The 11,658-nt window shown below is 56.6% G+C and carries 12 protein-coding genes; 6 read left to right on the forward strand and 6 right to left on the reverse strand.

What is annotated here, in order from left to right:
• Positions 1-207: 207 nt before the first annotated feature.
• Together A9513_RS23695 and A9513_RS35750 are read left to right on the forward strand one after the other, a co-directional pair.
• Positions 208-927 (forward strand): hypothetical protein, encoded by a 720-nt coding sequence (locus tag A9513_RS23695; protein ID WP_065085745.1) that lies wholly within the window; start codon positions 208-210, stop codon positions 925-927.
• 284 nt (positions 928-1,211) lie between these two features.
• On the forward strand, positions 1,212-1,493 hold the full coding sequence (locus A9513_RS35750) for a hypothetical protein (protein ID WP_141678500.1): 282 nt from the start codon (positions 1,212-1,214) through the stop codon (positions 1,491-1,493).
• A 345-nt stretch (positions 1,494-1,838) separates the two neighbouring features.
• Here the strand turns inward: A9513_RS35750 and A9513_RS23700 are convergent, their stop codons facing one another.
• The 4 genes from A9513_RS23700 to A9513_RS23710 all read right to left on the reverse strand — a co-directional run bounded on the left by A9513_RS23700 (position 1,839) and on the right by A9513_RS23710 (position 5,986).
• Positions 1,839-2,705: a 3'-5' exonuclease gene (locus A9513_RS23700; protein ID WP_065085746.1), complete on the reverse strand. Its 867-nt coding sequence runs from the start codon at positions 2,703-2,705 to the stop codon at positions 1,839-1,841.
• Positions 2,702-2,992 carry a hypothetical protein gene (locus tag A9513_RS35755; RefSeq protein ID WP_141678501.1) on the reverse strand — a complete coding sequence of 97 codons (291 nt, stop codon included), beginning with the start codon at positions 2,990-2,992 and terminating at the stop codon, positions 2,702-2,704. The genes A9513_RS23700 and A9513_RS35755 overlap by 4 nt, the downstream gene beginning before the upstream one ends.
• A 62-nt stretch (positions 2,993-3,054) precedes the next feature.
• Positions 3,055-3,627 (reverse strand): hypothetical protein, encoded by a 573-nt coding sequence (locus A9513_RS23705; RefSeq protein ID WP_065085747.1) that lies wholly within the window; start codon positions 3,625-3,627, stop codon positions 3,055-3,057.
• Positions 3,628-3,877: 250 nt separating this feature from the next.
• Positions 3,878-5,986 (reverse strand): hypothetical protein, encoded by a 2,109-nt coding sequence (locus A9513_RS23710; RefSeq protein WP_065085748.1) that lies wholly within the window; start codon positions 5,984-5,986, stop codon positions 3,878-3,880.
• Positions 5,987-6,811: 825 nt separating this feature from the next.
• Between A9513_RS23710 and A9513_RS23715 the strand changes: the two genes are divergently transcribed.
• From A9513_RS23715 to A9513_RS23725, 3 genes are read left to right on the forward strand one after another with little or no spacing between them, the layout of a single operon-like run.
• Positions 6,812-7,015 (forward strand): hypothetical protein, encoded by a 204-nt coding sequence (locus tag A9513_RS23715; RefSeq protein ID WP_065085749.1) that lies wholly within the window; start codon positions 6,812-6,814, stop codon positions 7,013-7,015.
• A 15-nt stretch (positions 7,016-7,030) separates the two neighbouring features.
• Complete coding sequence (locus A9513_RS23720; RefSeq protein ID WP_065085750.1) at positions 7,031-7,492, forward strand: hypothetical protein; 462 nt, start codon at positions 7,031-7,033, stop codon at positions 7,490-7,492.
• Complete coding sequence (locus A9513_RS23725; protein ID WP_065085751.1) at positions 7,489-7,743, forward strand: hypothetical protein; 255 nt, start codon at positions 7,489-7,491, stop codon at positions 7,741-7,743. Before A9513_RS23720 ends, A9513_RS23725 begins: the two co-directional genes overlap by 4 nt.
• A gap of 682 nt (positions 7,744-8,425) precedes the next feature.
• Here the strand turns inward: A9513_RS23725 and A9513_RS35760 are convergent.
• On the reverse strand, positions 8,426-8,626 hold the full coding sequence (locus tag A9513_RS35760; protein ID WP_141678502.1) for a hypothetical protein: 201 nt from the start codon (positions 8,624-8,626) through the stop codon (positions 8,426-8,428).
• Positions 8,627-8,690: 64 nt separating this feature from the next.
• Positions 8,691-9,269 (reverse strand): hypothetical protein, encoded by a 579-nt coding sequence (locus A9513_RS23735; RefSeq protein WP_065085753.1) that lies wholly within the window; start codon positions 9,267-9,269, stop codon positions 8,691-8,693.
• A 218-nt stretch (positions 9,270-9,487) separates the two neighbouring features.
• Between A9513_RS23735 and A9513_RS23740 the strand changes: the two genes are divergently transcribed.
• The gene (locus tag A9513_RS23740) at positions 9,488-11,497 is read left to right on the forward strand and encodes a hypothetical protein (RefSeq protein WP_065085754.1); all 2,010 of its coding nucleotides are present in this window, start codon (positions 9,488-9,490) and stop codon (positions 11,495-11,497) included.
• The last annotated feature ends 161 nt before the right edge of the window (positions 11,498-11,658 follow it).

Raw genomic sequence — 11,658 nt, forward strand, 5'->3', positions numbered from 1 at the left:
GGGTATCGTTAGCCCATCCTTCAATTGAAAATCCCTTTTCAGAACCTTATCCAAAGCCCGCCTTTGGATAAGGCTCCGATTTTCGTTACCTGCTTGAGCAGATAACGAGATAAGCAAGCTGGCGCTCAGCTAGCACCGACAAAACCCATTGGGGCTTCATATCCCCATAGGGGGGATATGGTCTCGACTCTGCCCAGGAGCAATCCCATGTCCTATACAACTCAACTCCGCTCTTTCTTCTCCGCTGTAACGGCAAGCGGCTTCCCGGTCCCGGCTGAGGTGCTCGCATTGGCCGACAGTTACGATGCAATTGGGGAGCAAGCGGACGACGTGATCTCATCGGCTGACAACACTGGTTGCAGCGATGATTTGACTGTCGTAGACGCCGAAGAACTGGAAGCTCTTAGCGAACTGATCAACAACCTTCGCCATAGCGGTACCAGTACACAGGAAGGACCTTCTACCACGGCCTCAAGCCAAACCATCCAGGTGCAGATCGAAATCAACACTGAAGACGGTTTGGATGACCCCGGTATCGGTGAGACAACACTCGCTGAAAGCAAGGAGGTCGTTCTCATTGATACGTCTCGCTTAGCGGAATGCGAGGCCGTCCTCATGGAAGTGAAGTACCCATCCGCGAAAAAATATGGTGTCCCGCAAGTGGCAACCAGAAATGGTGCTCTAGCCTATGTCGCGAAAATGGGTTTTACCGCGAAGGTGCTGGTCCTTAAAACGGAAGACCTCGGAGACGACTCCGGTGACATCATCACGCTAACCGTGGAAGTGCCTGCTACGGCAATCTACTCGGGGTCGATTGACGAAGCTAAGGAGTTTGCTGGCCTCCACTGGGGAAAGCACTTCGAAAGCTTGAGCCAATCGGAGCAAGAAGATGTGGTTAACCGCTTCATTCAGTCGGTTAACCTCTGATCCTCACTCAGTTTTGCTATCAAAAGTCTGCGATTCCCAGGGAAACCTGGGGGTCGCGAGACCACTTAGGAAAAACCATTTTTCCTAAGCGGTTTCCGTTCCTGCCAATGTTGGCTGGACTGAAAAGCGGCACTCGAAAGGGTGTTGCTGGCGCCTAGCGGTGCCATCGCTGCTTTGCAGCACACACCACCTGGGGGTGAGAAATCGCCCTCAGGCGAGCTCTCCGTTTTCCCTATCCCAGGTGGATCAATCAATGCCTTGGGGAGGGCACAACAGGAGACGCTATGTCCAAAAAGAAAAACAGACCTAAATCAGGAGCGAAAGCCGCTCCACCGGTGGCTTCAGCTGCCACATCACAACCTTTCCTAGCGACAACGCTTGGTGCAATCGCCGATCTGGCAGGAAACTTCAGCGTGGGTTTCTTCTTCCTGATCTGCTCGTTGCTGGTAGGTAAGGACCCTTTGACCGCGGCCCAGTTCGGCTACGTAGCTTGGTCAGCCATGTGCTGTCTTTTGCTGGCAGTCGTTATGGTTGGGTTGAGGGTGTACTCTGCGACAATCAAGTAAACCGGTGAAAATCGGAATATGGAGAACAGTATGGAACCTATCGGATGGCTCATTACCTTCACAATGCTTGCGCTGGCCACTATCGGCGGCTTAGCAGTGTGGGTAGCGATTAAGCTCGATCGGCAGAACGCTGCAAAAAAGCACTGATGCGAGAGCATGACAATGCCTAACTTCGGCCTGCTGATCATCTGGATGTGTTTCAACGCTGGGTTCGCCCCTCTCACTGGGAGGCGTTACTTTCAAATGGGTATCGTGACCCTGCCTCGGTTTTCCGCGGCAGGTGTCCGAACCTGAAACCGCCCCTCACCCTTCCTCCCCCGAACCACCTTTTGCAGTGGGGCCAGCTCACGCTAATCGCTGCTGCAGCGCTACCAGCTCTAAATCCAGGTCCTTCCGAACCCGCGCTATCGCATGCACCAGATCAACCGTGGCGAGCACGTCCGCGGCCGCCGAGTGCGCACTACCTTTCCAAGTAACCCCCGCCGCCGCCGCTGCGTTTGCCAATGAGATCGTTCCGTACTTGTTCGTTGCACCATAAGCGTCTGCAGCAAGGTACATAGCGCACCGTTCGCTGCTCGTTTCTGGCCAGGACTGAGACAGCCCGAATGCAGCCGCTGTCTGACGTAGCAAACGCTTGTCGTACTCGGCATTGAAGATGATCACGCAACGACCAGAGAGCAGCTCGGTAACCTGTGGCTCTACTTCTGGCCAGGTAGGAGCGTCGACCAGGTGAGCATCCAGAATTCCATGAATGGCAGATGCCTGCGGATCAATTGGAATAGTTGGTCGCAGGCGAGAGTTAAAAAGGATGTTGCCGTGAACATCCCCGATAGCGATTTCGATGATCTGAGCGTCATCACCCAGCCCTGTAGTCTCGGTATCGATGACAAGCGGATTGGCAGACAGCCATTCCACGGCGACAGAAGACACCTTTGCAAACCTGCTCCGCATCTTTGCCTTCACGCGCAGGATCTCCCGCGCCCGAAGCTGTTTTGCGCTGGGCTGCTGAACCTGCGACAGCTGGCGGAGAGGAACGCAGTCCGCAATCCGGTAAACCCCGAACTTCCCGCCGAATCCGCTTCTGTAGAAAGCGACAGGACTGGCGCCAGGCTTGGGCTTCATCCTGAACTCATCCCGCAGACGGCCCTTTGAGTAGCACTTATCAGCTTGTAAGGCCGCTTCCCGGCTCTCTTCTAAAAGCTCTTGTTTCATTGCTTCGATCCAGCCTGTTTCCACTCATTCGTCAGAGATGCGTTCTCTGCACTCAGTGGGAGGGAGCGATAAGCCTTGCCAGCGACATACCAGCGAATCTGACGAGCTGTTCGCCGACCATTCTTGGCGTGACTAACGATGCGCGCCGAGCGGCTACCAGGCGGGGTGAAGTCGGCATCTGGAGCATCAAGGATCACTTCACGGCCGAGCACCGATTTACCAGCGGCGATCGCCCGCTGGCGATCGTTCTCGTTGGCTGTGGCAAACAAGCATGCAGTGGGGTTCATTGGTCGCTCCGGTAATCGTTCTCCGTATTCTGACAGCGCCTCCGAAACTGCAAGCCCTCGGTTCAAGCCTGGCCAGGATCAATATCCTTCCAGGTACCCGACATGATCTTGTCCCAGTTGCCGGGATCAAACCCGCAGAGGCGAAGACTCCACCTAGAGTCGTTCCCGCTTTCACCTGGCCCCTCTGCTATCCATTCGTGGCATATGGCGTGGACTCCACGGCAGTTGAAGGATGACACCTCGCCCCTGCCGTCGACCCTGCGGGACGTTTGCACCAGAGGGAAATCATCCGGGAGATCGGCAATGGCTGCTCTCAACTCTCCTACTGTGCGGATATATTTCGATCTGTAGTAGAGCGCATGCGCTTTCTCGTATGGCGTCTTTTCAGGCTCGATACCAAATCGACGCAGAATGTCCTTCTCAAAGGAAAATGTGAGAAATGACACTGTGTTTGGGGCATCGCCTCTGGCCAGGTTCAAGAGGCCGAGGCTGCGGTAATCTCGCGATCCCAGAACCTGCAGTGCCTCTTCGACACTTCCCTCCACGACCTTCACTGTTACTTCAAAGGGCAGATCCTGCCCTCCTACCTCGTGATCGTCGTCGAGGTCCCTGATTGTTTCAAGCTGCAGCTCCATACGGGTCTCCTTGGTTTTGACCCGAAAATCTTGCATGCCAGCTTCATCAAAAGGGCATCGATCCGACCCTATAGCTAGGGCCCGTCAGAGTCATAGCTGACAACATGTCACCGGCTTTAGAGGCTCCATGCTACCCGTGCCGCCTTATCCCCGACTTTCCGGATAAGGTAGGTGGGTTACCGGGCCAGGTAGCGGCCCGGCAACAAAAGCGGGGCGCCCTGCTCCGCTTTGCCAGACAGGATTACCCGTGTTACACCCCCGCTCTATCCCACCCAATCTCAGAACCCACACGCATTAGCACGCGCCCCTCTTCGAGAGATCGCATAAACACCGGATTCTCTCCGGCGAATGAACTCACCCTGTCGCTCACGTAGGCCACGCCCATAGCGCGAGCTCTGTCGCGCAAGGCCACCTGCCTCGCAATATCACTCTCGAGCCGGTCCATCAGGCGTCTTTGATAGTTCAAGTGAGTCCGATAACGATCAAACTCCTTGGCCATATTGCCCACCTGATCCAAAGTTTTGCCCTGCTCAACCCAGCGGTGAATGGCAACCAATACCGAATCGCGCTGCATGAACTCTGGTCGTGCACCCGTAACAGCAGCACTTGCCAGCAAAATCAAGGGAATCAGGATTTCGTCAGCACCGTAGTCATCGAATTCCAGATCCTCATCAAAATACTCCTCACTCTCATCGAGGATGCCTTCGTTGTACCGCAGGATGAACCACAGGGTGAAATGGCCAAACTGTGCGAGAGGCGGGAACAGTTCACAGAGGCGCTTTGCGTACAGGGGAAGCATGCGCAAGGTTTGCTCGCGCCGAGCGCCAAGTCGGTGACGTTCAACCTCGAGGTCCTCGTATTCTTCGAGATCAAAATCCTCGTACCCCAGTCCCGGAACGTGCAGCATTTCAAAAAGGCCTTTAGCGCACAGCTCAGTCGCCTCTGTGCTGACCTCACGAAGAATCCGCTTGATCAGTCTCTGCAAACCGCCCTGGTAAGTGAGTGCTTCTACTCCATCGACAGCTTCAAACTGCATCAGGCGTTTGGCGCGATCGGTGAAGTCAACAGCGCTGTCCGGGAGCAGCCCACGAGATTCGCGAAGCCCAGCAAACGCCTGCCTCCCGAGTTTGCTGCTGTCTGGAGTGGCTGCTTCGTGGGCTGGATAGAGCAAGGGGAAGTCGCTTTCATCCATCCACTGGATACCACCAAAGAAACGCTGGCTCGCCGATGACCAGTCAACAGCCCGTAGGGCGTACAGGTCACCGTTGATTGCCCATGTCTTGGTCCGAGGCCGTTTGGCTGTACCCACCTCCATGTTCCCGCAGTAGACGCCTTTGAGTTCTACCAGGCCCTCAGGTGGAATGTGATGAGTCGTCCACATGTCAGGGATATCCGGCATGACCAAAACGGCGGCGAGATCTCTGCGCAGGTGGTAGACCGGCTCAGCGCACAAAACGGAGTCCTTTGCATGCTTGGCCCAGCCAGGGCTAGAAAGGTGGCGCCCGCTCAGGAGATCTACCTTGCCCTGTATCAGCTCCTCGTCGGTATAGAACAGTTCCGGAATAATCCCGAAGTGCCAACGCTGGCGCAGGACGCGACCGATGTACTGACCTTTGGCATTGAAGAGGGTTAGCTCCTCGTAGTCCGGCACCTGCAGTCCATCCCTGACCAGAGTCTCGAGGTCGCCCCACGACTCAGGGACAAGGCACTTCCGGGCGAACTCGGACAGTGCTTCGGCGGCATCGCTAGCGCCAGCAACAGCCGGTTCGCCATCAAGGAACTTAAGCGGGTCCCGGTAGAGCACAGCGTAGAGGGCGTACGCTGGCGACCACTGGAACGCCTTGCCGTCTGAGCGAACCGTGAGGTAGTGGCCGGGCGCACCTGCGTCAATCAGTGCCTCCTTGTGGCGCTGACGGATGGGAGTTTTAGCAGCGGGCAGAATGTCATCAACGGCATCCTGAGGGAGACCATCACGCTCAGCGCTAGCCTTCAGGGCGGCAATTTCTTGCTCTGCCTGCCATTCGCGGGTGCGCCGATCAACGCTCAACAGACGAAGGCGGGCTTTACCAGTGATGCGGTAAGCCTCAGTCAAACCAATATTGGCAACCCGTCGCATACCGATGGCAAAGGCTGCACGGATATCGTCCCTGGACAAACTGCCGGCAGGGGGCAGCTGATTCTTGCGGGCCTCGACCTGCAGCTCATGCAAGTCGCGGTAACGCGCAGAGCGGGCACCAAGGTCGTTGAAAGTGTTGGTGTCCGCATCGGACAGCGAATCAATTGGGTGGAACAGGTCGGCAAAGACTTTAGAAACGACCTTCTGATCGAGGTCGCGGGCATCGAAGGGAATACGACTCATCGGAGTCTCCTCGCAGTACGGGTAGCAAATCCGGCGCGCAATGGCGTAGCCGGGCCTTGTGCTTCAGTCCGCGCAGTTCTATTCCAGGGGTGCTAGCTAACCCGCACTGCGCCGGACTCCCGTGGGGAGATCCAATATGCAAAGCGGTTGTATTTCAGGGTGAGGCAGAATCATCTCTAGGGAGCGCCCAAGGGCCTGTGCTAGCGGCCCTTCTTTCGAGACCTTTTCAGGATATGCCTGAAAAGATCGAGGCGGCAACCCCCTATTGACCTGAGGGGAGGTTCGCGACCGGTATTGGCCCGCCGCCACATCGGCGGGTGCGGGACGAAGGCAACCATCCCCTTCACTGGGGCAGACTGCACTAGCGGCAACGCCAATTTCAGCGAAGATAGCGTTCAGAAAGTGCTATCCGTTAGAGAGGTGTCAGATGTCCTGGGCTGAAACGTGTCGATCAGGCAGTAGCTGGGTGACGAGCGTTGAACTGGAGTTCCACCATGTCCTTGTCGATCCAGATGCCCCAGATGATCCAAGTCGAGCCGGCCCCTTCCCCTCCGATGTGACCACTTTCCAGGTCAACAGCCCCAATGGGTTCTTGGTCTGGCTAGCGGATGGCTCTTCTGTACACGCAAGCTGGGCGCCAGACCTCCAAAGCTTTCGAATCAAGTTCAGCGATCAAGCCATAGTGCGATCGCAGGTTCGAGCCTGGGCCGTACTGCCATTCCCCCTGGCGCCGGCCTGAGGCCTTGCGCTTTCAGCGCCCATGAGAGAATGGTCCTACTGATTGGACTTGAGTCCTTCTTCGTTTGCCCGCCCAAGGGGATTCACATGGAAAAATTCACCTCTGTCGCCGAGGTTGATGCCGATGGCCTCTACTGGTACTACGAGAATGGCGTTGATGCACCCCGGCCGGTGATGATCACAAAGGCCAAGTGGGGCAATCGCTTCAAATCCTTCAATGGCTCCGAACAGTCGTGGCTTCGCGATGGCGAGTACCTGGTAGGCCCGCAGCCCGCCCCTGACGCTCAGTGAATTAGAGGCTCCCCTATGGATGTATTCGAACAACTTCAACTGGCTGGCATACAGGTCGTCACTGGCCACCGGCGACTATTGGCCAGCCTTGAAGATGGCTTGCAGGTAATTGCAGTCGACGCTCATGGCAATGGCTTCCGAATTGAAGCAGTTGCCGGGTCTGTGAAAGTTGTGCCTGTCGAGCCGTCCTTCGCGCTCGAAGCATCAGTCCACGTGGTATCCACACTTTCCCGTCGCGCCCCCGCCACGGTGATTGACGCAGACCCTGCCGCGGTAAAGGAAGTCATGGATCTGATGGCGAAACGGGTGTTGAAGCTCCGCAAGGTGCGTTTTCTCCCGCGCCAGGCCCTCAAGAGGGCCCTCAGGGCAGCAGCAAGGAAATTCATCATCAACCCCTTTGACTCCGGCGCCCCGGATGTCGGGAGCAAACTCGAAACAGCATCCCCGCAACAACACCCAGAAAGGGAGCGAGCATGAGCAGTGCACCAACTACTGATGGGCGGAAGTCCCTTCGGATATCCAGTACCCACCCACTCCTGGACGACCTTCGCTCCCTGGCTGAGAAACATGGCCTGGCGGGGTGCGTTCTGATTGCTTTCGACGTCGAAAATGACCGCGTAAGCACCTCGGTCGCCGGTACAAACCAGACCTTTGTCGATCAGGGGATGAAACCTCTCGCCGACCAGCTTCTGGCTCGCATCGACAATGGTGAATTCGACCCAAAGTGACAAGGGGATGTCTGTGAGCGAAGCAGATCTGGCGGCGCCGCCCTCGAACCTTCCTCCATGCCCCACCTGCAGGGCAAACAGCATGGAGCACCGCTGCTACTCGCACCTCCCAGGTAAGGCGGTTTTCAACCGCAATGGCTGGTATTGCGGAACCTGCCAAAGCGGCCCTTACGCATTAGCTTCTTCACAACCCAATCAGGCCGGTTAAGTGCGTTATAAGCCCGAGAGGCTGACGCTACCCTTGGTGCACTCAGTGGCTCCCACGGCAAGGGTTGACGCTGCAGCTGCAAGACAGCAGCTGCCAGGTTGTTTGTTAGCGATTAATCGTCTGACAAGGCATTGACCAGTAAGCGATTCAGCTCGGTGTCATCCAAGCATGCTTTGCAGACCTGCCCCTTCTGGATTAGTTGCTCGAACTCATCATGCGAGATGACTGGTCGTCCTTGACCCATGATTGAATATCCCAAATCAAAGATCTTGTAGGGCGCCTCCAACGACTCACAGCAACGTAGGTTGCCAATCACACCGAGAGGGCGAAAGTGAAGAGTGCAGTCTTGCAGCACCCCTTCGTAATCCCCTCCTAGAACTCCTAGCATGTGCTGCCGCCAGTCAGGAGTGGAGACCAGCCATTGCTGAAGCAAATTTTCCGGTGATGTGTGCATGGGCATCCCTATAGGCTGACTTACTTCTTTTTGACCTGCATGACTTCATGATTCTTTTCCCATTGCTCCCAGGCCTCGCGCTGGGTCTTCATAGGGTGGCCCTCGACGCGATGAAGTCCATGGTCATTTGGACACTTGGCCTTCCAGTAGCTACTGCCATGGCGCGACATGACCGGGGCGCTTCCGCAGCGCGGGCATGGAGTCTTTTCAGTGGTGGCCACGATGTTTTCCTCGGTATCGTTCTCGTATCAGCCTCACATGAGTCGCCGAATACGCAAGCCTATCTCAGCCAGAGACCGCACTCCAAAGACCGATCAGTCTTGCTAGTTGGTTGGCCGGTTGCAATGCGTCCTCAAGCTTCAATTTGGCGTCGGCAGTAACCTCAATTCCTTTCTCACCGACAAAGTCCACCCAGCCCTCCTCGACCCTCCCGTCGACCTCTCGCTTAACTCTGAAGCCAGGCTCGCCGGCCTCAGACAAGGAAGCATCAACAGCAATAGGGTCAGTACTGTCGATCAGGAGCATTCGATCACCCTCCACTACAGTGATGCAGCACCCAGCCCCCACCAATGCTTCTGCGGCGGCAATGGTGATTCGTTGCTCAATTGCTCGACGACTCTCGCGGTCAAGTTGCTCGCTTGCTGGCTGGGTAGGATCCTCTGTCAGCAGACTTTCAAACTCGTTGAAATCAGGTTCAGGCAGCAAGCCTGCCGCATAGAGGCCCTGCAGAAAACCGCGGAAGCGCACCAGGTCACCCCCGCCTGCCCGGAACTCAGTTTCGTAGTCAACAAGGATCTTCCAGGCAACGGTGTCCTGCTGGATTAGGTGAGATAGGACGGCGATTACATAAATCAAGTTGTGCATCAAGGCTTCTCCCGCGGAGCGTCAGAAACAAGTAAGTCGCCCGTATGGACGATGGCTTTGATGCATCCTTCCACAGCGCTCAACCCTGCAAAGCTCAATCAGGCCCTAGCCTAGGTACGTGTTCTTCCAGTAGTGGCTGAACATGCTTGCATCCTCGGTCCTGCCTGTAGAATCAAGCCATGAAGTGAAATTGAGCAGCCCCATTCAAGGACATGACGATGCCAACTGACTCCTACAACGACCTCGCCACCCAGGCTGTTGCTCTGTGGGAACAGATCGCCGGCCGCAAGGTTGATGCAACGTCTTATGTCGTCCAAATGACCGAGGCCAGCCGTGAAATCAATGCCGCATGCGATCTGATCCGTAGCGTCGTATGCCTTGAGGATGGGTTCAGCACCATTTTGGTAGTACGAAGTATCTTCGAGAGGCTATCGGGTGGTGGGCTGCTCGAGGGGCGATCGCCTGAAGCCGCTGCTGCTCTGGCACAACTGTTCACCAAGCAAGAAGTAACAGCCTCGACCGATGAGTACTTCAGCTATTGCAAGCGAGCCGTTGCTCACTATCGAGGCGGAGATGTGGACGGTGACGCCCTGGCTGAGTTTGTGCGCCAGCAGGCTCCCCTACTGAATCTTGATGCTTTTCTGGCAATGAACCGCCTGACGAAGCTCACGGCCTTTGCCGGCGAGCCAGGTCTCCCTCATGAGCCACAGCTGAGCCGCTTCGTTTTGGCGTTCCAAACTCTTGACCAGCTGCTACAGCACGCTCGCGTCATACCAGAAGGCTTTTCCCTGTGCGCAATTCTCTGCGAGAGCATCAGCGACAGCTACTTTGTCCTGGTAGTCCGCAATGGCCAGCAGGTGACCCTTCTTACCGACAAAGGAACGTTCGCTCATCCCTTACAGCAAGAGATGATGAGAGGCCGGAACGACCGCTACAACCAGTACCGGATTGAAGGCAGCCACTTCCCCTACTCGCTCCTACGGATCGTGTGGGCGGACAATGGGCGCCGTGCTGTAGCTGATAGCGCCCGTGACCTCGCGCCCACCGAGAGAGATATCCCGGCGATAGGAAGCCTATCTGACCTGGCGCCGGACGAGCTGCTGTGGCTTCACCTGCTTATCGAGCAATGCCGTATCCGATACTTCCAGCAGAAACAGGTTGAGCCACGTCTCGCGCTGGGTTCACAGCTGCAAATAGATCACGCATGGCTGCCTTCGCAAAGCAGCAACCTGCCCGCCATCCTCGAAGGCCTACCTCACCTTGAGGTAAAGAACAGCTCAGATCTGAGCACTGACTTCATGCACACGCTGGAGCCCAAGTGGTCGGAGAAGAGAACCCCAAATCGTTGGATGGAACGGCGATTCGCTGCAGCTGTTCCTCAAGAGGCCCTGTACATTCCAGAGGCCGCTATGAACAACAAGCCTCTGCTGCTCGAGCAAACCAGCGCTGGCGTTCGCTTGGAGCGCAAGAAACCGGATTACATGCCGCACGGCGGGCTTACCAACCAGGTCAGGTTGACGCCGATCAGCAGTGACCTATTGGCCACCCCTGAACAGGTGGCGCGTGATGTCCACTTCGTTGCCCGTAGCAACCAGGCTGAGGTGATCAAGGTACTGGCCCGGCAGGACTTCGAAGCGCGTCGAATTGAGATGCTCGAGTGGTTTTACCGCAAAGCCAAGAAGAACTTACCGAACCTCCTCGAAGCGCTGCTCACTGGCGACAGCACACCATTCCAGTTGGAGCAGCCGAAGTTTGAGCATCTGTACAGCCAGCTGGGGTTCAGGCCTGCTGGTGCGGCTGCACGCCGGAAGGTCCAGTTCGAGTACATCCCGAGCCGAAAGCAGCACCCACCCCGTAAGTCGGACGGCCCCAGCCTGGCCAAGACGCTCAAGCTCGTTCACCTGCGCGACCTCTGCGTCTGCTGTGTGCTGTCCAACTGGGAAGGAGCCCAGGTGTTCGTTAGCGTTCCGGTGGCCAACGCCCTCGACATCGCCAACCTGACGGGAATCGCCTGGGAGAAACTTCCGGAGGAGTTGCAGTACTTCGGTATGCCAGAAGTCGGTGGGAACAGCATTCTGGAGCGCCTCGACCCCCTTCAAAACCTATCCAACCCATGGAACAGTTTTGCGCCCCGCTTTGTTATCCCGGTCGGGCTCCGAGGTCTGAGGGAGTATCGCAAGGCCCGCGGCCTGAATACACCCAGTGCTGATGAGTTGAAAAACCTCTAGCCGGGCATACCCCAGAATCGGGTAGGAGGCGGGGTCGCCCCCGCCGTCCTCCCACACCACCGTACATACGGTTCCGTATACGGCGGTTCCTGCCTACTGACAGACTGCGTCAGCGAGCTTGGTTCCGTTGATGTGTCGCCTGTGGTAACTAAGAGCCCAGA

Source organism: Pseudomonas sp. AU12215 (assembly GCF_001675465.2).
GTDB lineage: Bacteria > Pseudomonadota > Gammaproteobacteria > Pseudomonadales > Pseudomonadaceae > Pseudomonas > Pseudomonas nitroreducens.

Excerpts from the sequence above, each read along its gene's own strand:
- A9513_RS23695 (WP_065085745.1), top strand. The coding sequence starts at position 208 with ATGTCCTATACAACTCAACTCCGCTCTTTCTTCTCCGCTGTAACGGCA.
- A9513_RS35750 (WP_141678500.1), top strand. The coding sequence starts at position 1,212 with ATGTCCAAAAAGAAAAACAGACCTAAATCAGGAGCGAAAGCCGCTCCA.
- A9513_RS23700 (WP_065085746.1), bottom strand. The coding sequence starts at position 2,705 with ATGAAACAAGAGCTTTTAGAAGAGAGCCGGGAAGCGGCCTTACAAGCT.
- A9513_RS35755 (WP_141678501.1), bottom strand. The coding sequence starts at position 2,992 with ATGAACCCCACTGCATGCTTGTTTGCCACAGCCAACGAGAACGATCGC.
- A9513_RS23705 (WP_065085747.1), bottom strand. The coding sequence starts at position 3,627 with ATGGAGCTGCAGCTTGAAACAATCAGGGACCTCGACGACGATCACGAG.
- A9513_RS23710 (WP_065085748.1), bottom strand. The coding sequence starts at position 5,986 with ATGAGTCGTATTCCCTTCGATGCCCGCGACCTCGATCAGAAGGTCGTT.
- A9513_RS23715 (WP_065085749.1), top strand. The coding sequence starts at position 6,812 with ATGGAAAAATTCACCTCTGTCGCCGAGGTTGATGCCGATGGCCTCTAC.
- A9513_RS23720 (WP_065085750.1), top strand. The coding sequence starts at position 7,031 with ATGGATGTATTCGAACAACTTCAACTGGCTGGCATACAGGTCGTCACT.
- A9513_RS23725 (WP_065085751.1), top strand. The coding sequence starts at position 7,489 with ATGAGCAGTGCACCAACTACTGATGGGCGGAAGTCCCTTCGGATATCC.
- A9513_RS23735 (WP_065085753.1), bottom strand. The coding sequence starts at position 9,269 with ATGCACAACTTGATTTATGTAATCGCCGTCCTATCTCACCTAATCCAG.
- A9513_RS23740 (WP_065085754.1), top strand. The coding sequence starts at position 9,488 with ATGCCAACTGACTCCTACAACGACCTCGCCACCCAGGCTGTTGCTCTG.